Origin of the sequence: Rhodococcus sp. KRD162, assembly GCF_017168335.1 — a bacterium.
Lineage (GTDB): Bacteria > Actinomycetota > Actinomycetes > Mycobacteriales > Mycobacteriaceae > Rhodococcoides.
The window spans coordinates 122,499-141,973 of sequence record NZ_JABFAU010000013.1; the positions used below are offsets into that span (position 1 = coordinate 122,499).

Here is a 19,475-nt window from a genome sequence, read left to right on the forward strand (position 1 = left end):
GGGTGTGTGGGTGCAGAACCTCGCGGCGGCGGAGGCCAGCGATTGCCGGTGATGCCGGCGTGACGTGTCGCTGACTGTCGCGGCAGCATCAGTCGCGGCTGGTGCTGGTGCTGGTGGTGTTCCTGTTTCTGGTGCTGGGTCGTCGGCTGATGTCGGGGCGGATGTCGCGGAGCGCGATGTTGTTGTGGACCAGTCCGATTCCGAACAGTTCGGTGCGGTATCGGGTGCAGGTGCGGGCTCGCTGGTCTCGTCGGTCTCTTCGGTCTCGTCTGCCGGTGCCTCCGGTGCTGTTGGTCCGGTTGCCGGGGTGTTCCCCGCTGCAGGTGTGCTGGCCGATGCGATCTCCTCATCAGCATCAGCATCAGCATCAGCATCAGCGGGCGTGTCCGGGTCCCTGTCTGCGTCTGTGTCCGTCGCTGTCTCGGGTGATGGTGCGGCCGGTGTTTTTTCGCTGTCGGTGTGTCGTTCCCATTGTCCGGTTTCCGGGTTCTGGTGTGCGAGTCCGAGTTTTTCGGCGAGGGTGACGGCGTCGGTGAGCAGGATCTGCCAGGTGCTGTTGCGTGCGAGTTCTCGCGCCAACTCGGGGTCGATGCAACCGTGCCCGGCCAGGTAGGCGGGGTTGGCGAGGAGTCCGATGAGGGTCGCGATGTCGACGGTGATCATCGTCAACGGCCGTCGCCGATCCGCCGGTACCGCTCCAGCTCGGGGGCAGTCGGTGCGCTGACACAGGCACTCCAGGCGCGGTTCGCCGTGCATCCGGGCCATGAACGCATCGCACAGTCGTTCCTGTCTGCCACGTGGATCTTTCGGGCAGACGGTGTCGGCCATCTCGGCGAGCAGCTGCCACGCGGCGGCGGCCTCGGGGGCGGTGAGCTCGGCCCGGATGCGGGCGAGCTCACCGGCGGGACTGTAGGTGACGGTGCGGAATCGTTTCGCGAACTTCCGTAGTGCTGCTGCCTCCTGCGGTGCCACGCGCAGCAGGATGTCCCAGATCTGTGTCTCGAGTGGGCCCGGGGACGAGCGGCGGGCCGCGTCGACGACCTCGCTCTCGACGGAGGCGACGATGGTGTCGGAGAGGTTGTCGAGGATCCGGCATGCGGTCCGCGCCCGCGGGAAGTCGATCTCGCCTGCCTCGAACGCGTCCTTGATCAGCGGAAGGCGGGTGTGCAGGGCCACTGCGACCGAGATGTATCCCTCGGCGACGGTCGCCGAGCATCCCAACGCCAACGCCATCTCGGTGCGCCCGTAGCGGCTGTAATGCTTGTGCTCGGTATCGCGGGTGATCCAGTCGGTGTGCACGCGGTAGCAGACGGCGATCTTGCGGGCCGCGTGCCGATTCTCCTCCCGCGCGGCAGCAGTCAACGCCTCCAACGACACCGTCGGTACCGCCATGATCGTCACCCCCCCAGTGAACCGAACAAGAACGTATGTTCGAACTAGAAGGAAGAGTAAACGACACCACCGACACAAGCGGCGAGACCGATCCCGTCATTGCAAAAAACTGATCCTGAGCTGCAGATATCCATCCAGCCCGACAGTCGTTCTACACTCCAACTCATGACCGAGCCCGATTCCACGCCATCCGAACTTGCCGAGTTGCGAGCTCGCGCGCGCGGCGGCGATCAGGACGCCGTCGACGAGTTGGTAGAACGTGCGGGCGAGCGAAACGACCTCGACGAACTCCGCTCCCTCGCCGAAGCCGGCAGCAGCGACGCCCTCGATATCCTCGTCGAACTGGCCGGCGAACGCGGCGATCGCCTCGAACTGACAAGATTGGCGGCGGCCGGGAGCCAGGATGCCGCGGACATTCTCGACGAACTCGACAGCTGACGAGCGAGAGCTGCATCGCCCAGTCAGCCGCTCACTCAGTTGCGCCGCTCACCGAGTTGAACAGTGAGGCGGTGAGCCGCATCGAGTAGTAGCGTGCCCAGTTCCCGGCGCCGGTCTTCGCGGAACCGGGTTTCGACGCCGGTCAAGCTCAGCGCCCACGCGGGTTGGCCGGCGCGATCGAACACGGCGGCACCAAGGCCCCAGCTACCTTCGACCAGCAAAGCCGGGTTGACGGCGAATCCCGTTGTCCGAGTTTCTGCGACGCGCCGACGAATTTCTCCGCTGGAATGGCTTTCACCCCACTCGGGTACCAGATCCACACGACTCAGATACCCGTCGAGCTCGCGGTCGGGCAGGTGCGCGAGAATCGCCAACCCGGCTGACGCAACCCCGAGCGGAAACCGTATCCCCTCGTAGAGCACGTGCGAGCGCAGCGGGAAGCTCCCTTCCACTCGGAGCAGGCACACCGTCTCCGTTCCCCGGCGTGCAGAGAGAAAAGCACTCTCTCCGCTCTCGGCAGCCAAGCGCTGCACGATATTTCGGGCCAGGTCAGTGATGTCGTAGCGCACCGCGGCCATCGATCCGAGCAAATACATCTCGGGTCCGAGCGACCAGCGGCCGGTTGCGGCATCTCGGTCGACGAATCCTTCGCCGGCCAGCGAGGACAGCAGCCTGTGCGCTGTTGGGCGCGCAATACCGGCCGCCCGCGCGAGCGCAGTGGTCGTGGAACCCGACGGCTCCTCGCCTCCTGCCGCGCGCAGCAGTGCGCAGATCTTTCCGATCACACTTGCGTTGGCATCTGGTGACATCACCGCCGCATCATACGTCCGCTGAGCGGACGCATAGTCCGAGAATGTTCGACGAACGAGCAGTTTCTAGCAAAACTCCCCATATATCGGCTGCTCAGGTTCACTAGGGACATCGTTTGCTCAACGAACACGTCAGGAGCTCCAGTGACACGTAAGACCTACGCGTCCGCCGCCGAGGCGGTTGCGGACATCAACCGAGGGGCGACCATCGCGGTCGGCGGCTTCGGGCTGTGCGGCATCCCGGACGCCCTCATCGAGGCCATCGCAGACACCGACGCCGACGAACTCGAAGTGTTCTCCAACAACTGCGGAGTCGACGGCTACGGACTCGGAATTCTGCTGACGGCCGGCCGTATTCGTCGCGTCACCGCCTCCTACGTCGGGGAGAACAAGGAGTTCGCCCGGCAGTACCTCGCCGGCGAACTCGAAGTAGAACTCACTCCGCAGGGCACCCTCGCCGAACGCCTACGCGCAGGCGGCACCGGAATTCCCGCATTCTTCACCCCCGCCGGGGTCGGCAGTCCGATCGCCGACGGCGGCATGCCGTGGCGGTACAACACCGACGGCTCGGTCTCGATTGCATCGCCCCCCAAAGAGACTCGCGTCTTCGGCAACAAGCGCTATGTTCTCGAGGAATCGATCAACGCGGACTTTGCACTGGTTCACGCCGAAACAGCAGACACCGCGGGCAATCTCGTGTTCGACAAGACTGCGATGAACTTCAATCCTCTCGCCGCCATGGCAGGCAAGATCACCATCGCACAGGTCGAGAACCTCGTAGAGCCCGGCGAGATCGACCCGGCACAGGTACACCTCCCGGGAGTGTTCGTCCAACGCATCGTGCACACCGGGCCACAGGACAAGCGCATCGAAAAGCGCACCGTCAGTTCAGGAGTTCGAGCATGAAAGCAGGATGGACCCGCGACCAGATGGCCGAACGCGCCGCAGCGGAGATGGTCGACGGAGAATACGTCAATCTCGGGATCGGCCTGCCGACGTTGATCCCGGGGTACCTGACCGACAAGGTCGAAGTCACCTTGCACTCGGAGAACGGCATCCTCGGCACCGGGCCGTACCCGGCCGAGGACGCCGTCGACGCCAATCTGATCAACGCAGGTAAGGAGACGGTCACCGTCAATCCCGGTGCCGCGTATTTCGATTCGTCACTGAGCTTCGGGATGATTCGCGGCGGACACATCGACACAGCTGTACTCGGCGGCATGCAGGTCTCGCGCAGCGGCGACCTCGCCAACTGGATGGTGCCGGGCAAGATGGTCAAGGGCATGGGCGGTGCGATGGACCTCGTCCACGGCGCTCGGCGTGTCATCGTCGTGATGGAGCACACCGACCGCGCCGGCAACCCGAAAATTCTCGACTCGTGCACGCTGCCACTGACGGGGCAAGGCGTCGTCGATCGCATCATCACCGATCTCGCGGTCATCGACGTGGTCGGCGACGGGTCTCTGGCCCTTGCCGAGCTCGCACCTGGCGTCACGACAGAGCAGGTGCTCGCCGCAACCGGATCCGCGCTGACCTTGCCATGACGTGACTGTGGGCTCGAACGTCCGATGACGTTCGAGCCCACAGTGTTACGTGCTAGTCCGGGATCATGTCGAAGGTATCGGGATTGGGCCCGTTTCGACCTGCTTCTCCCTTGTCCAATGCGGTGATCGCGTCGACATCGGCGGCGCTGAGCTCGAAGTCGAAGATATCGAAGTTCGCCTTGACCCGCTCCGGCGTCACCGACTTCGGGAAGATGATGTTTCCGCGCTGGATATGCCAGCGCAGAACCACCTGCGCTGTGGATTTTCCTGTTTCCTCGGCGATCCGCTTCAACTCGGGGTCGTCGAGAACGTTGCCCTGTGCAATGGGCGACCACGCCTCGGTGGGGATGGCGTGTTCGCGGCCGTAAGCCCAGGCGTCACCGTTGACGAAGTACGGATGTACCTCGATCTGGTTGACGGCAGGAACCGTGTCGGTCTCCTGTGCCAGCCGGTCGAGGTGCGCGGGCTGGAAGTTCGAGACGCCGATGCTCCGCGCTCGGCCGTCAGCGGCGAACTCCTCCAACACTTTCCACGTGGAGACGAAGTCGCCGTCGTATCGGGTGGGCAACGGCCAGTGGATGAGAAACAGATCCACATGATCGGTGCCGAGATCACTGAGAGTCTTGTCGAAAGCCTTGCGTGCGTCATCGGGCCTGTGAAAGCCGTTGTTGAGCTTGCTGGTGACGAACACCGAATCTCGGTCGATGCCCGAGTTCCGGATGCCTTCGCCGACCTGTTTCTCGTTCCCGTACATCTCGGCCGTGTCGATGTGGCGGTAGCCGATCTCGAGGGCGGACTCCACTGCCTTGGCCGTCTCGTCGGGATCGATTTGAAACACGCCGAAGCCGAGCTGCGGAATCAGCTTGCCGTTTCTGAGCGTGACGTTGGGTACCTGAGTCATGTGGCTCGGGTGCCCGCCCTGTCGCTGCTTCAAACCGGATGGAATGATGCGGAAGTGATAGTGCAGCGCATCCGGCTCGTCGTCGACGGTATCGCCGAACGCTTCGGCCGATCCACCTCAGCCCTGATCGCTCCCGCGCGGGAGTTCGATCCGGGGCACCCATGGTTCCTCACGGCGACCGAACGGGGCAACGACGACACCCGAATCGCGCCCTGGACCGAAGGCAACCGCGTCGAGAATCTCGTGCACGGCAAGACGTACTTCGCGGCGCTCGCCCGTGCCCTGGAAGAGGCCGAACGCGGTGATCTGGTGTTCTTCGCCGACTGGCGCGGAGACCCGGAGCAGCTGCTCACCGACGACGGGGTGTCCGTGGAGGACGCACTCACCGCAGTTGCCCACCGCGGCGGCGTCGTGAAGGGAATGGTGTGGCGCTCGCACATGGAGACGCTCGGCTACACCGGCCCGAAGAACCGCAAGCTCGCGCTGCGCCTCGAGGAAGCCGGCGGCGAGATCATCCTCGACCAACGTGTGCTGACACTCGGAAGCCACCACCAGAAGTTCGTCGTCGTCCGGTATCGACGGCCCGAGGCATCGGACGTTGCGTTCGTCGGTGGTATCGATCTCGCCCGTGCCCGACGCGATGATGGAAACCACTTCGGTGATCCGGTGTCGCGGCCCTTTCCACCCGAGTACGGCGAGATCCCGGCCTGGCACGACGTTCAGGTGCAACTGGAGGGGCCGTCGGTACGAGATGTGGAAGACGTGTTTCGCGAACGCTGGGAGGACCCGTCCGCGCTGTCACGCCTTCCGTGGCACGCGATCCCCGACTTCGTGCGCGGAGTGACGCGTGAGCCCTCGGAGCTGCCACCGGTGTCGGATCGCCCGGAACCGGTCGGGACCTGCTCGGTGCAGTTGCTGCGCACGTATCCACGGCGACGCCCCGCCTACCCTTTCGCGACGAACGGCGAGCGCAGCGCCGCCCGGGCGTATGCGAAGGCCCTCGATCGGGCGAGCGAGCTGATCTACATCGAGGATCAGTACCTGTGGTCGGTCGACGTCGCTCGAGTGTTCGCGGCGGCGCTGCGGCGCAAACCGAACCTGAAACTGGTAGTGGTGGTGCCCAAACATCTCGACGACGACAGCCCGATCACCATTCCCTCTGCGCTGCTGGGACATTCGGCTGCGCTCGAGGTCATCCGCGCTGCCGGCGGCGACCGAGTGTTGGTACTCGATATCGAAAACGACCGGGGCATACCGGTATACGTACACGCCAAGGTCTGCATCATCGACGACGTGTGGACCGCAGTGGGTTCGGACAACTTCAATCGCCGCTCCTGGACTCACGATTCGGAGTTGACGGCGGCGATCATCGACGAGACCCGTGATACTCGCGAGCCGCTCGATCCCGCCGGGTTGGGCGACGGTGCCCGCGTCCACGCCCGGAGCCTGCGCTTGGAGCTGGCCCGCGAACATCTCGGCCGCGCCGACGGCGACGACGCCGACCTGGTGGATCCACAACAGTTCTTCGACGTGATCTCCGCCAGCACCACCGCACTCGACAACTGGCACCGAAACCCCTCGTCGGGGCCACGTCCGGCAGGACGGCTTCGACTACACGAGATCTCGGTGCCACCGGTGTGGCAACAACGACTCGCAGCACTCGCGTACCGGCTGTTCGTCGACCCCGACGGCCGCCCCATCGGAATGCGCCTGCGTCGTCGATTCTGACGCCCACTCGACGCCGGCTCCACCGACCATGCCGACGCGGTGATCGGCAGGGCGGGAGTTCAGCGGCCTGTCGGTCCCCTCGGGCACACTGGGTGCACGCCAACTCGTAGGGGGTCATATATGCCGTCAGTGTCCGGTTCCGATTCGTTCCGCCCATTCCACTTCCATCCGGTCGTGCCACCGTTTCTCCTCGAGCGGCTGCAGGGAGCAGGCGCCCGCGCCACGCTGCTGGCCGATCGCGAGATGCGCGCCGGACGTGAGGTGGTGCAGGCCCGCACGGCCATCGCCCCGAGTACCGGCGGCACACTCGAACGCACGATCTCGGACGCGAAGTCCACCCGTGACCTACCGGGCCAGCAGGTTCGGGCCGAGGGCGAGGATCCCACCGGCGATGCCGCCACCGATGAGGCGTACGACGGTCTTGGCGCGACGTACGCGTTCTTCGAGGAGGTCTACGGTTACTCGAGTCTGGACGGTAGTGGCCTGCCGCTCGATGCGACGGTGCACTACGGCCAGGACTACGACAACGCGTTCTGGGACGGCTCACGCATGGTGTTCGGCGACGGGGACGGCGAGGTGTTCGGTCGATTCACCGTCTCGGTCGGCGTCATCGCGCACGAGCTCGCCCATGGTTTCACGCAGTACACCAGTCCGCTCGAGTACAAGGATCAATCAGGTGCACTGAACGAGTCCGTCTCCGACGTGTTCGGCGCACTCGTCGAGCAATACACCAAGAAGCAGAACGCAGAGGACGCGTCGTGGCTGATCGGCGAGGGCCTGTTCCTCCCCGCCGTCCAGGGCAAGGCCCTGCGATCGTTGCTCGAGCCCGGTACCGCCTATGACGACGATGTGCTCGGCAAGGACCCGCAGCCGGCGAGTATGGACGATTTCGTCGTCACCACCGAGGACGACGGTGGCGTGCACATCAATTCGGGTATCCCCAATCGTGCGTTCGCCGTCGCCGCCACCACGTTGGGTGGTCCGGCATGGGATCGAGTCGGTCAGGTCTGGTTCGACACGATGACCGTCGGTGGGCTCGCCCCCACGGTGAACTTCTCGGGTTTCGCGGCCGCGACACTCAGGGCAGCGAACAAGCGGTTCGGGTCCGGTTCCGACGTTGCCAGGGCGGTGGCCACGGGGTGGTCTACCGTGGGAGTCGAGACATCAGGGAAGTCGAGCGACGATCGGGTGTGATCCACAGCAGATGAGTCTGCGCATCGAGGTACTGCGAACCGGCGGCGTCGCGGGCATGTCCAAGCGCGGGATCGTCGAGACCGACGCGCCCGAGTGGCAATCGTTGGTCGAGGCAGCGCAGCCGTACCTTGCCGATCAGCAAGCCGCCGACGCGGACCGCTCGGATGCTCGCGACACGTTCGTGTGGAAGGTGTCGGTCGGTGAGCAATCATGCCGAGTCGGGGACTCGGCACTGACCGGACCTCTGCGCGATCTCGCGGAGCGCACGCTCCGCGAGGGTCGCATCCGCTAGGTCACTGCACTATTGCCACGCCAGGACCTGCCACGCCGGGACCGGCCACGCCGAAGTCCCTGCTGTACAAGGACTCACCGAGCTGACCGGCGTAATTCCCGTCAGGATCCGATCGAGACCTTCGAGCGGGGTCGCCCGAATTTCATGGCACCGTCCACGAGCTTGCCGTAGCGCAGCACCGGCAGATCCCGGAAGTAGTTCATCCGCAGCTTCCACGGGGTTTCGCTCCCCTGCTTGGGGAAGTTGTCCACCGCGCGCAGCACGTAGCCGGCAGCGAAGTCGAGGAACGGTTCCTCACCGACGGAGGGGTCGCGCTCGAGTTCGACGGTGCTGTACCCGTTGTCGTCCATGTGCGCGAGCAGTCGCATGACGTAGTTGGAGACCATGTCTGCCTTGAGCGTCCACGACGCGTTGGTATAGCCGACGACGAAGGCGAAGTTCGGAATCCCGGTGAGCATCATGCCCTTGTAGGCCATGGTGCTGGGCAGGTCGATGTCTTTGCCGTCCACTCGAAACTGGGCACCACCGAGGGCGGAGAGGTTCAATCCCGTTGCGGTGACGACGATATCGGCGTCGAGCTGCTGTCCGGACTTCAATTTCAGTCCGGTCTCGGTGAAGGTGTCGATGTGATCGGTGACGATCGAGACCTGATCCTTGCGGATGGCGCGGAACAGGTCGTTGTCCGGCACCAGACACAGCCGCTGATCCCACGGGTTGTAGGACGGGGTGAAATGGGTGTCGAGGTCGTACCCCTTCGGCAGCCAGCCCTCCTGCAACTTGCGGATTCGCTTCTTCATGAATTCCGGATACTTCTGACTCAGCGAGTAGATCAGCATCGCCATCGACACGTTCTTCAGACGAGTGACGCTGTACGCCAACTTCTTCGGCAGCCGACGACGCAGCGTCTGCGCAATCGGATCCTTCGAGGGAAGCGAGAGGATGTAGCTGGGCGATCGCTGTAGCAGGGTGACGTGCTCGGCGTCGTGGGCGAGATTGGGTGCCAGGGTGATCGCCGTGGCACCGCTGCCGATGACGACGATCTTCTTGCCCGCGTAGTCCAGGTCCTCGGGCCAGTGCTGCGGGTGGATCACCTGACCGCCGAAGTTCTCCTGGCCGGCGAATTCGGGGGTGAAGCCTTTGTCATAGTTGTAGTAGCCACTGCAGGAGAACACGAAAGACGCAGTGATGGTGACCGTTTCATCGGTGTCGGTGCGCTGCGCGGTCACCGTCCAGAATTGCTGCTCGCTGGACCATTCGAGTGCGACGACCTTGTGATGGAACCGAATATGCTTGTCGACCCCCGCTTCTCGGGCCGTCTCGACGATGTACTCGCGGATATCGGTGCCGTCGGCGATGGACTTGTCCCCCATCCACGGCTTGAAGCTGTATCCGAGGGTGTACATGTCCGAGTCGGAGCGAATGCCGGGGTAGCGGAACAGATCCCACGTTCCGCCGATCGCGCCACGGCTTTCGAGGATCGCGTAGGTCTTGCCGGGCAGGTCATGCCCGAGATGGCGCGCAGCACCGATCCCGGACAGTCCCGCACCGATGATGAGGACATCGACCTCGGGGGAAGGCAGTACGGCAGTCATGTCGGCAACGATTCCTTCGGTGTGGTGGATCAGGTGGTCTTGTTGCGGGCGCTTTCGGATCTACCCAGGCTCGCTACTTCTTCGTCCATCTTCGGCAGGATCGTCGGAACGTGCGCGAGCATGGCGCGATCGCCGACCCGTGAGGTGATGACTGCCTTGAACCAGGAGGCTGCGCCCACCCACCGCGGCACGTAGACGCGGCGTTTGCGTTTGGCCAGGCCGTCGACGAACGCGTCGACGCATTGCTGGACGGTCATAGTCTTGCCGAGCGGGCCGGGTAGGACCGCGAGCAGATCCTGGAAAGCCGTGAGATCCGATTTGGCATCCTGCACCATCGGAGTGTCGATCCACGCCATGTGCGCAGACCCGACGTCGACACCCCGGTAGTCGACCTCAAGGCGAAGCGCATTCGCGAAATGCTCGGCCGCGGCCTTGCTGGCGTTGTATGCCGCCAAGCCGGGGCATGGGGTGAACGCGGCGAGCGAGGACACCACGAGGATGTAGCCGTGTCGTTCGATCAGCGACGGCAGTGCAGCTCGAACCGTGTTGAACACGCCCATCACGTTGATGTCCATGACGCGCTGAAACGACGCCGGGTCCACCTGCATGATCGACCCATAACTGGCAATTCCCGCGTTGGCGAGCACCAGATCGATGCCCCCGTACGCCGCGATCCCGCCGTCGACAGCGCGTTGCATATCGTCCAGATTCCGGACGTCGGCGACGAACGCGGTCGCCTTCAGCTGGGTCTCGAGCTCACGCAGTGGAGCTTCGTCGACGTCGACGAGGACCAGCTGTGCGCCTCGACTCGCGAGCGCCCGCGCCGTCTCGGCCCCGATCCCCCGGGCCGCGCCGGTGATCAGCACAACCTTGTTTCGCAGCGTCGACGCCGCCATGGTGTCCCCCTAGATAGGAATTCATACCTGCGAACACTTTGCATCTGATACCGAGCGGTGTCAAGATCTTCCTGTGACTACAGATCACAGTGAACTCGGCCGCACCTACCGCGGCGCGCCCCCGCAACAGCGGCAGCAAGAACGCCGCACGCGACTGCTCGACGCCGCCGTCGAAGTGTTCGGCACCTCCGGCTACCGGACGGCAACCGTGGAGAAGGTGTGCATCCAGGCAGGACTGACCAAGCGCTATTTCTACGAGTCCTTCAGCAACAGCGAAGATCTCCTGATGGCCACCTACTCCCGGGCCACCGACGACATGCGCGAGAACATCCTGGCCGGCGCAGCCGCCGACACCGACTCCAGTGAGCAGGTGCTCCGGGGAGCCCTGACGGGCTTTTTCACGTTCGTCGCCGAGCACCCGAAATCGGCCCGCATCGCCTTCGTCGAGATCCTGGGCGTCTCTCCCGTCGTCGACGCGTTGTACCGCAAGACCACCGCCTCGTTCTCCGCGACCCTGCTCGAGGTCGCCGAGACCGTCGGTTCCAGCAGGGGCCTCGCCGGGCCGAACCGTCGAACACTCGCGATGGGGCTGGTGGGGGCGGTACTGACGATCGCCCAACAGTGGCTGCTCTCGCCCGAGCCCGAACCCCTCGACGCGGTGATCGCCAGCGCGCACACGATTCTGGCCGCGGTGGTCTTCGGCCGCGTCGACGGCTGAGCCGCGGTTGGAGAGGCCGCCGGCTCAGGTTCTGCCCTGCAGCGGCTCCATCGGAGCGTCCGCGGCCGAGCGTTCGCCGGATTTCACGACGATGACACCCAGCAGAATCAGTGCGCCTCCGGCGAGTTGGACCGGAGCCGGTGCCTGACCGAGCAGCAGCCACGCAAACACCAGCGCTGCAACAACTTCCATCAACCCCATGAACGACGCCAGCCTCGACCCGAGGCGTCGGCCCGCGGCAATACCGAGGACATAGGCGAGCGCGGCCGTCACCACCCCGAGCCCGACGATGGGAACCCACCACGGCACAACAGCATCGACGAAGGTGACGTCGGTGAGCGGGGCCTCGAACGGCACGATGCCGACCAGTCCGGCGAGCAGCAAGATGAGCCCACCCGCAAGCAATCCGCCGCCTGCGAGCACGATCGGGGGAAGTCCGTTGCTCTCGTCTGCGGACAACACCCAGTACACGGCCGCTCCGGCCATCGCTCCGAGTGCCCACAGCACGCCGAGGGTGTCGATATCGGCACCGGAAACCAGGTCGAGTACGAGCACCAGGCCCATCGCGGCCAACAGCGCGCCGACCACGGTCAGGCCGCCCGGGCGCTGGTGATGGCGAAACCACATCCATCCGATCACGGCGACAGGCGAGGTGAACTCGATGAGCAGCGCCACCCCCACTTCCATGCGTCCGACTGCATTGAAGAATGCGAGCTGGCACCCGGCCACGGCGAACGCGCCGTACGCGGCGAGCAACTTCCAGTTCTGACGCAGCAGAGCCCAGCGTCCCCGCAGAGCCAGGATCGACGGAATCGACAACACCGCTGCGGCGAGCAGGATCCGCGCGGTCACCGCGGCACCGGCCGTCCACCCTGCGTCGAGCAGCCCTTTGGCCAACGAGCCCGCGAGTCCGAACGAGGCGGCCGAGAGCAGAGCGAAACCGAGCCCCGACAGTCGCCGCGAGCGTGCCGCAGCGTCGTGGTTGGACGCAAGATTCTGGTTTGCGTCATGAGTGTAGGCCGTCATGACATGTGACAGTAGAGAACGACTTGGTAAGGTGTCAATATGCTTTTTGCTCATGACGCCGAACTGTCGCTCCTGTCCGCCGTGGCACTGGTCAATTCCGCCGAGGACCCCGACACGTTGACCACACGCGAGGAGCTGGCCGAGTTCATTTCCGAACAGGGCTACTCGGGCCGGTTCGACGGAGACGATGCCGAACTCGACGCCGTACGAGCCCTACGGCCGACCCTGCGGGCGCTGCTCACCAGCAGCCGCGAGGATGCGGTAGTCGAGGTCAACCGGTTACTGGCAGAGTCCTCGGCACTGCCGCGACTGGTGCGCCACGGAGATCTCGACTGGCACGTCCATGCGGTGGCGGACGACAGTCCGCTGGCGACGCGGATCATCGTCGAGACCGCCATGGCCATGATCGACGTCATCCGCGCAGACGAACTCTCCCGCCTCGACGTGTGCGCCGATCCGGAGTGCAACGGCCTCGTCCTCGACCTCTCGCGCAATCGTTCTCGGCGATTCTGCAGCACCACCTGCGGCAACCGTGCGGCCGTTGCCGCGTACCGCGCACGCAAAGCGCAGGTATGACAGGGCCGATACGGACCTCGCGGAAGGTTCTCGCTTTCTCACAGCATCAATCGTTCGACTGCAAAACCCTATCGATGCAGTTCAGTCGGTGTTCCAACCCCCGGTGACGCCGTCACCGCAGCACCGAGTTCACCTCGAATACACCACCGGGTGGTGGCATGTCGTCATCGATGTCGACAGCACCATGTGAGGGGTTTCGGTGGGCCGCATACAACTCCAGTCCGTGTCCAAGAAGTTCGGTGCAGCCTACGCACTGGAGCAGGTGGACCTCGACATCGCCGACGGCGAATTCCTGGTACTCCTCGGGCCGAGCGGCTGCGGAAAGTCGACTCTGCTGCGCCTGGTCGCTGGGCTGGCCGAGCCGTCCAGCGGCCGAATCCTGCTCGACGGCAAAGACATCACCGCCGCACCGCCGCGTGAGCGAGACCTCGCCATGGTGTTTCAGAGCTACGCGCTCTATCCGCACCTGAGTGTCGCCAAGAACATCGGCTTCCCGCTTCGATCGCGCAAGTTCTCGCGAAAGCACATCGCCGGCGCCGTCGCGACTGCCGCCGCGGCCCTCGACCTGAGCGAGCTCCTCTCCCGCCGCCCCGCCGAACTCTCCGGTGGACAGAGGCAGCGAGTTGCTCTGGCCCGGGCCATGGTTCGAGATCCGGGCGCATTCCTGATGGACGAACCTCTGTCCAATCTCGACGCGAAACTGCGTAGCGCCACGCGTACCGAGTTGATCGATGTGCATCGACGGATCGGCACGACCTTCCTGTACGTCACGCACGATCAGGTCGAGGCGATGACGATGGCGACGCGAATCGCGCTGATGGACAACGGCCGTATCGAACAGGTCGGCACACCGGCCGAGCTCTACGACACACCGAGGTCGGTCTTCGTCGCCGGATTCCTCGGTGCCCCGCCGATGAATCTCTTCGACGCCACCGTCACGGCGCATCGCGGTGAACTCCACGCCGTCGCACCCGGGGTGAACATTGCGCTGGGTATCGAGGCGAAGGCTCACACCGATCACCCGGTCACCATCGGCATTCGGCCGGAGAAGCTGCACATTGCGGACACACACGCACCGGTGACCGCGAACGTCACCGCGGTCGAGAACCTCGGCAGCGAGGAGCTGATCCACATTCGTACCGCCGTGAACACGTTGTGTATCAGAGCATCTCGACCGTCCACCGCTCGCGTCGGCGCTCCGATCCGAGCTCGGGTCGCGCCTGTGGACGTGCACCTGTTCGACCCCGAGACCGGACGCCGCCTGACCTGGGTACCGCAGGACGCACCCGCATGCACCGGCGAACCACTGTTCGTCGCATGACCGACCATCCCTCTGAATCGAACGGAGTACCGACAATGAAACGCATTCTCACCGGATCGGGAGCGCTGGCAGTGAGCGCGCTCCTGTTGACAGCCTGCGGAGGACTCGGCACCACGACGGCCTCGAGCCCGACGGCCGGATCGACCTCGATTCCCGAACTCGCCCCGGATCAACCGGTGTCGATAGTGTTCGAGAGCTACAACTACGGATTGGCCGGTGCCTGGACCGATACGTTCGACACCCTCATCGCCGAGTTCGAGCGCGAGCACCCGAACATCACCGTCACCGCCCAGAAGCCTCAGGGCAACAGCCCCAATCCCGCGACGGACACGGTGTCGAGTATCCAGAGCCAGATGGTCGCCGGGGCAGCACCGGATGTGGCACAGCTCGGCTTCAGTGACCTCGATTTCACCATTCATCAGCTGGGGGCGAAATCGCTCGACGATCTCGTCGGCAAGGACGAGGTGCAACGCAACTTCGACGGCGCATCGCACCCCTACGCCGCTACCGCACGTACACTCGCGGACTGGGACGGCACGACATACGGAGTGCCGTTCGTCTTCTCGACTCCCGTCTTCTACTACAACGCCAGCTTGTTCGAGCAGGCCGGTCTCGATCCGGCGAAGCCGCCCACCACCTGGGACGAGGTGGCATCGGCGGCATCGGCCATCGCGTCGAAGACCGAGAAAGGTGGGGTGTACCTGGACTGCCTCACCAAGTCGGCCAAAGACTGGTGCTTCCAGAGCCTGGTTCGATCCAACGGAGGCAGAGTCATCTCGCAGGACCGGTCGACGCTCGAGTTCGACGCTGCCCCCGCCGTCGAAGCTGTCACCATGGCCCGCAGGCTCGTCGACTCCGGCGCGACTCCGAAGCTCAACCAGAAACAGGGTTACGAGGCCTTCGCACGCGGCGACATGGGAATGATCCTCGAAACCAGCGCAATTCAGGGAAAGTTCATCGAGGGCGCGCAGGGCAAGTGGGACCTGCGAGCCACCACGATGCCGTCGTTCGGCTCGAACCCCCTGGTACCGACCAACTCCGGCGCATCGCTGTTCACGTTCGCTTCCGATCCAGCGAAGCAGCGCGCATCATGGGAGCTGATCAAGTTCCTCACCAGCGAGGATTCCTACACCGCGATCTCGAAGGGAATCGGATACCTGCCACTGCGCACCGGACTGGTCGACGACCCCGACGGGCTCGAACAGTGGGCCGAGTCGAGCCCGTTGATCGGCCCCAATCTGACGCAGTTGGCCACGATGGAACCGTGGGTCTCGATGCCCGGCAACGACTATCTGCAAATTCGGGACGGCATGATGGACGCCGTCGAATCGGCCGTGTACCAGGGCGCGGACCCGGCGGGCACGTTGACCGCCGCTCAGCAGCAGGCGACCACGCTCCTTCCGGCATCGTGAACACGGCACGAGTGGAGCCTGCATTCACGCTGGTGCAGCTGACCGATACGCATCTGCGAGCCGAAGGAGAACTGGTCCACGGCAGCGTCGACACCTATGCCAATCTGACCCGCGTTCTCGATCAGCTGATGGCGTCGGGTCAGCGCGTGGACGCCATGGTCTTCTCCGGTGACGTGGCCGATGACGGAGACCCCGCCGCATACCGTCGGCTGCGCGAACTGGTCGAGCCGGTGGCCAGGTCTCTCGGTGCGGCAACGATCTACGCGATGGGAAATCACGACGAGCGGACGGCATTCGGTCGAGAGCTCCTGGGCGAGAACGCGGTCTCGGATCCGGATCGCACGTTCGACTCCGTCCATGTCGTCGACGGTGTCCGCATCGTAGTTCTCGACAGCTCTACACCGGGCAGGCACGACGGCCGAATCGAGCCTCACCAACTACGCTGGCTTGCAGCGGAATTGATGGTTCCATCTCCCCGAGGTTCGATCCTGGTACTGCATCACCCACCCATTTCGTCGCCGGTGGTGACGGTGAATCACCTACGACTGCAGAATCCTGCAGATCTCGAGGAGGCGATCGCCGGTTCGGATGTCCGCATGATCGTCTGCGGCCATTCCCACCACACCGGGGCCGGGTCCATCGGCGGTGTTCCGGTGTGGGTCGGACCAGCGATGTCGTACCGGGTCGATGCCGCTCCACCGGCCGGACGGCACCGAGGCCTCAGCGGATTCGGCTTCACCCGAATCGATCTCCTCGAATCGGGCTGTACCGCAACTGCAGTCGATGCGACACCGTCGGCAACTGTCTACGACCGGTCTCAGCAGTCGATGCTGGAGAAACTGGCGGATCTCGAACGCCGGGCCGGGTGACCGGAGTGTTCGTCGTCGTCGAAGATCCACCGAACGCGGCCGTGGACACCGTTGCCGGCGTAGAGACCGTGGACACCGGTAAGCATGCCCTGCAGACCCGATGGACGCGCCTGGTCCGATCTGCGCAGCCCTACCTGTATCTGACACCGGCCGTCGCGTTGTTGATCATCTGGACCTATCGCCCCTTGGCACAGGCGGCGGAACTGTCCACATATTCGTGGAATCTCCTACCGACGACTCCGATGGTGCCGGTCGGATCCGCGAACTATCGACGACTGCTCGAGCTACCCGACGTAGCGGATTCTCTCTGGCGCACAGTGGTTCTCATTCTCGGACTGTTGCCTTTTTCTCTGATACTGCCGGTGATCGTCGCGTTCGCCACCAGATCGGTGAGCGGACGGGCGCGGGTGATCTACCAGAGCCTGATTTTCGCCCCGTTTCTGATTGCGCCCGTAGCCGGCGCGGCCGTCTGGCAGTGGCTCCTCGACCCAGGAGCCGGGATCGTCAATCGCATCCTCGGGTCCGACCGCAACTGGATCCAGGACGCCGACACCGCACAGTTCGTCATCATCGTGATCACCGGTTGGCATTTCCTGGGTTTCGCAGTGCTGGTGGTATCCGCTGGTATGGCCGGTGTCGACACCTCGTATCAGGAGGCCGCGCGAATGGACGGCGCATCGAACTCGCAGATCGACCGCTGGATCGTCCTGCCTCTGCTCTCGCCCACCTTGGTGTTCCTGGCACTGATGACCGTGCTCCTCAGTGCCCAGTGGACCTTCCCACTCATCGATACCCTAACCCAGGGTGGGCCATCTCGCTCGACGACGAACATCTACTACCTGCTGTGGGACTACGGGTTCCGCACATTCGATGCCGGCCTGAGCGCCGCTGCGGGGATCGTACTGTTCGTCGGATTCGGGGCCATTGCCGGCGGACTGGTCTGGCTGTCGGAAAAGGTTGCTTTCCATGACGATTGACTTCGGCCGCCTCCGCGGTCACCTGATGCTCGGCACCGCTGCACTGGTCTGCGTGTTCCCGATCTACTGGTTGTTCGCGACATCGCTGCGAAGGCCAGGGGACGTCTATTCACTCGCACCCGTTCCCTGGCCGCTCTCGCTCGCCAATTACTCCGACGCATCCGAGAAGGTCGATCTGCTCGGACTGTTGGGCAACACGTTCGCCGTCGCTCTCGCGTCGTCGACGGCGCAACTACTGATCGCACTGCTCGCCTCGTATGCCTTCGCGATGTACACCTTCAGGTTCCAGAAGGTGCTGTACCTCGCCTTCGTCGGCACGTGGCTGGTGCCGTTCCAGGTGACGATGTTGCCGAACTACGTTCTGCTGTATCAGCTGGGACTGATCAACACTCTCGCAGGCGTGGTCATGCCCACTCTGTGTTCGGCATTGGCGGTGCTGCTGCTTCGTCAACACATGGCAGGGTTCCCGAAGGAACTCATCTCGGCAGCCCGGCTGGACGGACGCTCGTCGTGGTCGATCCTGTGGACGGTGGTGGTTCCCAACCTCAGACCTGCACTGGCGGCGCTCTCGATCCTGCTGTTCATCAACTCCTGGAACGAATACTTCTGGCCTGCAGTGGTATTGCAGCGCAGCAATGCCGTACTGCAGCTAGGTCTCCGCAGTTTCATGGGGACCGAGGGCACCGATTGGGGTCCGATGATGGCCGTCGCCGGAATGGCTTGCCTGCCTGTTTTCCTACTCTATGTCGTGCTGCAGCGGCACATCGTCGACGCGTTCGTCAGATCGGGGTTGAAGTGATCACGCCGGTTCGATGCAGCTCACGAAGGCTTCCACCGCGGGGTTCGACTCCTCACCGCGCCAGACCAGATACAGATCTATCGTCGGAACCGGGTCGCACAATGTGACGGCAACGGTGTCGGCTCCGACAGCCCCCATCCCCGCCGAGGTCGCCCGCGACCACGACGCGAATCCGACCAGTGGCTTCACCGAGACCACGTGAGCCGTAGCACCGGGATCATCGGCCGTCTGAGCCACGTGCAGCCCGATGCGGCTGTCGGCGGCCGCCGCGAAGATCGAGTCGTACATGGCCGGGCACTGCTCCCGGTCGAACAGAACGCAGGATTGAGTCGCCAACTCCGCGAAAGGAACTTTGGACCGGCCCGCCCAACGGTGTGCCCGGCCGACCACGGCCACGAGCGGCAGGGCCTGCAGCACGCGCCGGTGCCGAAACTCTGCCGAAGCGGGGCGGCCGTACACGAACGCGACATCGAGGGTTCCGTCGTCGAGAGCCGCAAGCTGTGGGCCTGTTCGCTTCTCCCACAGCGAGACGACGACCTCGGAGTGATTGCGACTCATCCGAGCCAGGGCACCAGGTAGTACGTGACGACTGGCAGGTAGGTTGTAGCCGACGTTCAGCGCCCGCTCCTCTCCGGTCGCGACGGCCCTGGTCACCTTCGCGGCGGTGTCCATCTGCCGAACGATGAGCCGCGCCTGATTCTCGAATTCCCGCCCGGCGCGTGTGAGGGTCACCTCGCGGGAGGTCCTGGCCACCAACGTCACGCCCAACGACTTCTCCAGCTTCTGCAGTTGGGTGCTCAGCGACGGTTGCGTCATGTGCAGGCGCGCGGCGGCGCGTCCGAAGTGCAGTTCCTCGGCGAGGGCGATGAATGCCGTCAGATGCCTGAGCTCCATGACCTGCCCTTCGAGGTGGGATTATCTCGCCAGGCTACGGAGCGAACACAACGACGCATGAACACCGGACATCCGTCCGATGCATTCTTGGCGACAC

Annotated in this window: 20 protein-coding genes; 13 read left to right on the top strand and 7 right to left on the bottom strand. The window is 64.3% G+C overall.

All coding sequences use genetic code 11. From position 1 onward, the window contains the following. A partial coding sequence (locus J1M87_RS17655) for a DUF222 domain-containing protein (RefSeq protein WP_206490807.1) occupies positions 1–1,392 on the bottom strand: 1,392 nt, incomplete at its 3' end. A gap of 165 nt (positions 1,393–1,557) precedes the next feature. On the opposite strand from J1M87_RS17655, the gene J1M87_RS17660 reads away from it, so the two are divergent. Beyond that, positions 1,558–1,830, top strand: a complete 273-nt coding sequence (locus tag J1M87_RS17660; RefSeq protein ID WP_206490808.1) for a hypothetical protein — start codon at positions 1,558–1,560, stop codon at positions 1,828–1,830. A 35-nt stretch (positions 1,831–1,865) separates the two neighbouring features. Here J1M87_RS17660 and J1M87_RS17665 read toward each other — a convergent pair whose 3' ends face one another. Continuing rightward, positions 1,866–2,639, bottom strand: coding sequence for an IclR family transcriptional regulator (locus tag J1M87_RS17665; protein WP_206491389.1), 774 nt, complete (start codon positions 2,637–2,639; stop codon positions 1,866–1,868). A gap of 144 nt (positions 2,640–2,783) precedes the next feature. Between J1M87_RS17665 and J1M87_RS17670 the strand changes: the two genes are divergently transcribed. Next, positions 2,784–3,545 carry a CoA transferase subunit A gene (locus J1M87_RS17670; protein WP_206490809.1) on the top strand — a complete coding sequence of 254 codons (762 nt, stop codon included), beginning with the start codon at positions 2,784–2,786 and terminating at the stop codon, positions 3,543–3,545. Continuing rightward, positions 3,542–4,183 carry a 3-oxoacid CoA-transferase subunit B gene (locus tag J1M87_RS17675; protein ID WP_206490810.1) on the top strand — a complete coding sequence of 214 codons (642 nt, stop codon included), beginning with the start codon at positions 3,542–3,544 and terminating at the stop codon, positions 4,181–4,183. Before J1M87_RS17670 ends, J1M87_RS17675 begins: the two co-directional genes overlap by 4 nt. Positions 4,184–4,235: 52 nt before the next feature. Here J1M87_RS17675 and J1M87_RS17680 read toward each other — a convergent pair whose 3' ends face one another. Next, the gene (locus J1M87_RS17680) at positions 4,236–5,084 is read right to left on the bottom strand and encodes an aldo/keto reductase (RefSeq protein WP_206490811.1); all 849 of its coding nucleotides are present in this window, start codon (positions 5,082–5,084) and stop codon (positions 4,236–4,238) included. A 54-nt stretch (positions 5,085–5,138) separates the two neighbouring features. Here J1M87_RS17680 and J1M87_RS17685 point away from each other — a divergent pair, with 54 nt between their 5' ends. The 3 genes from J1M87_RS17685 to J1M87_RS17695 all read left to right on the top strand — a co-directional run bounded on the left by J1M87_RS17685 (position 5,139) and on the right by J1M87_RS17695 (position 8,298). Next, positions 5,139–6,812: a phospholipase D family protein gene (locus J1M87_RS17685; protein ID WP_206490812.1), complete on the top strand. Its 1,674-nt coding sequence runs from the start codon at positions 5,139–5,141 to the stop codon at positions 6,810–6,812. A gap of 174 nt (positions 6,813–6,986) precedes the next feature. Beyond that, entirely contained in the window at positions 6,987–8,006 is a 1,020-nt protein-coding gene (locus J1M87_RS17690) for a M4 family metallopeptidase (protein ID WP_307830849.1), read from the top strand. 10 nt (positions 8,007–8,016) lie between these two features. Then, on the top strand, positions 8,017–8,298 hold the full coding sequence (locus J1M87_RS17695; protein WP_206490814.1) for a protealysin inhibitor emfourin: 282 nt from the start codon (positions 8,017–8,019) through the stop codon (positions 8,296–8,298). Between the two features lie 101 nt (positions 8,299–8,399). On the opposite strand, the gene J1M87_RS17700 is transcribed toward J1M87_RS17695, so the two are convergent. Then, positions 8,400–9,890, bottom strand: coding sequence for an NAD(P)/FAD-dependent oxidoreductase (locus tag J1M87_RS17700; protein ID WP_206490815.1), 1,491 nt, complete (start codon positions 9,888–9,890; stop codon positions 8,400–8,402). Between the two features lie 29 nt (positions 9,891–9,919). After that, a complete protein-coding gene (locus J1M87_RS17705) occupies positions 9,920–10,786 on the bottom strand; it encodes an SDR family oxidoreductase (protein WP_206490816.1) in 867 nt (288 codons plus the stop codon). Positions 10,787–10,859: 73 nt separating this feature from the next. Here J1M87_RS17705 and J1M87_RS17710 point away from each other — a divergent pair, with 73 nt between their 5' ends. Further along, positions 10,860–11,504: a TetR/AcrR family transcriptional regulator gene (locus tag J1M87_RS17710; protein WP_206490817.1), complete on the top strand. Its 645-nt coding sequence runs from the start codon at positions 10,860–10,862 to the stop codon at positions 11,502–11,504. A 24-nt stretch (positions 11,505–11,528) separates the two neighbouring features. Here J1M87_RS17710 and J1M87_RS17715 read toward each other — a convergent pair whose 3' ends face one another. After that, positions 11,529–12,530, bottom strand: coding sequence for a DMT family transporter (locus J1M87_RS17715; RefSeq protein ID WP_206490818.1), 1,002 nt, complete (start codon positions 12,528–12,530; stop codon positions 11,529–11,531). Positions 12,531–12,569: 39 nt separating this feature from the next. Between J1M87_RS17715 and J1M87_RS17720 the strand changes: the two genes are divergently transcribed. The 6 genes from J1M87_RS17720 (at position 12,570) to J1M87_RS17745 (ending at position 18,484) form a co-directional block, all read left to right on the top strand. Beyond that, entirely contained in the window at positions 12,570–13,106 is a 537-nt protein-coding gene (locus J1M87_RS17720; RefSeq protein ID WP_206490819.1) for a CGNR zinc finger domain-containing protein, read from the top strand. 199 nt (positions 13,107–13,305) lie between these two features. After that, positions 13,306–14,427 (top strand): ABC transporter ATP-binding protein, encoded by a 1,122-nt coding sequence (locus J1M87_RS17725; protein ID WP_206490820.1) that lies wholly within the window; start codon positions 13,306–13,308, stop codon positions 14,425–14,427. Between the two features lie 35 nt (positions 14,428–14,462). Then, a complete protein-coding gene (locus J1M87_RS17730) occupies positions 14,463–15,839 on the top strand; it encodes an ABC transporter substrate-binding protein (RefSeq protein WP_206490822.1) in 1,377 nt (458 codons plus the stop codon). After that, a complete protein-coding gene (locus tag J1M87_RS17735; RefSeq protein WP_307830850.1) occupies positions 15,836–16,708 on the top strand; it encodes a metallophosphoesterase in 873 nt (290 codons plus the stop codon). Before J1M87_RS17730 ends, J1M87_RS17735 begins: the two co-directional genes overlap by 4 nt. A gap of 5 nt (positions 16,709–16,713) precedes the next feature. Beyond that, positions 16,714–17,685: a carbohydrate ABC transporter permease gene (locus tag J1M87_RS17740; RefSeq protein WP_374222408.1), complete on the top strand. Its 972-nt coding sequence runs from the start codon at positions 16,714–16,716 to the stop codon at positions 17,683–17,685. Beyond that, positions 17,675–18,484 carry a carbohydrate ABC transporter permease gene (locus tag J1M87_RS17745; protein ID WP_241257118.1) on the top strand — a complete coding sequence of 270 codons (810 nt, stop codon included), beginning with the start codon at positions 17,675–17,677 and terminating at the stop codon, positions 18,482–18,484. The genes J1M87_RS17740 and J1M87_RS17745 overlap by 11 nt, the downstream gene beginning before the upstream one ends. Here the strand turns inward: J1M87_RS17745 and J1M87_RS17750 are convergent, their stop codons facing one another. Continuing rightward, positions 18,485–19,378: a LysR family transcriptional regulator gene (locus J1M87_RS17750; protein WP_206490824.1), complete on the bottom strand. Its 894-nt coding sequence runs from the start codon at positions 19,376–19,378 to the stop codon at positions 18,485–18,487. Between the last annotated feature and the right edge of the window lie 97 nt (positions 19,379–19,475).

Bases quoted from the DNA above. Each gene is read 5' to 3' on its own strand.
- J1M87_RS17720 (WP_206490819.1), top strand. From the start codon at position 12,570: ATGCTTTTTGCTCATGACGCCGAACTGTCGCTCCTGTCCGCCGTGGCA.
- J1M87_RS17665 (WP_206491389.1), bottom strand. From the start codon at position 2,639: ATGTCACCAGATGCCAACGCAAGTGTGATCGGAAAGATCTGCGCACTG.
- J1M87_RS17730 (WP_206490822.1), top strand. From the start codon at position 14,463: ATGAAACGCATTCTCACCGGATCGGGAGCGCTGGCAGTGAGCGCGCTC.
- J1M87_RS17715 (WP_206490818.1), bottom strand. From the start codon at position 12,530: ATGACGGCCTACACTCATGACGCAAACCAGAATCTTGCGTCCAACCAC.
- J1M87_RS17750 (WP_206490824.1), bottom strand. From the start codon at position 19,378: ATGGAGCTCAGGCATCTGACGGCATTCATCGCCCTCGCCGAGGAACTG.
- J1M87_RS17660 (WP_206490808.1), top strand. From the start codon at position 1,558: ATGACCGAGCCCGATTCCACGCCATCCGAACTTGCCGAGTTGCGAGCT.
- J1M87_RS17745 (WP_241257118.1), top strand. From the start codon at position 17,675: ATGACGATTGACTTCGGCCGCCTCCGCGGTCACCTGATGCTCGGCACC.
- J1M87_RS17705 (WP_206490816.1), bottom strand. From the start codon at position 10,786: ATGGCGGCGTCGACGCTGCGAAACAAGGTTGTGCTGATCACCGGCGCG.
- J1M87_RS17700 (WP_206490815.1), bottom strand. From the start codon at position 9,890: ATGACTGCCGTACTGCCTTCCCCCGAGGTCGATGTCCTCATCATCGGT.
- J1M87_RS17695 (WP_206490814.1), top strand. From the start codon at position 8,017: ATGAGTCTGCGCATCGAGGTACTGCGAACCGGCGGCGTCGCGGGCATG.
- J1M87_RS17675 (WP_206490810.1), top strand. From the start codon at position 3,542: ATGAAAGCAGGATGGACCCGCGACCAGATGGCCGAACGCGCCGCAGCG.
- J1M87_RS17680 (WP_206490811.1), bottom strand. From the start codon at position 5,084: ATGACTCAGGTACCCAACGTCACGCTCAGAAACGGCAAGCTGATTCCG.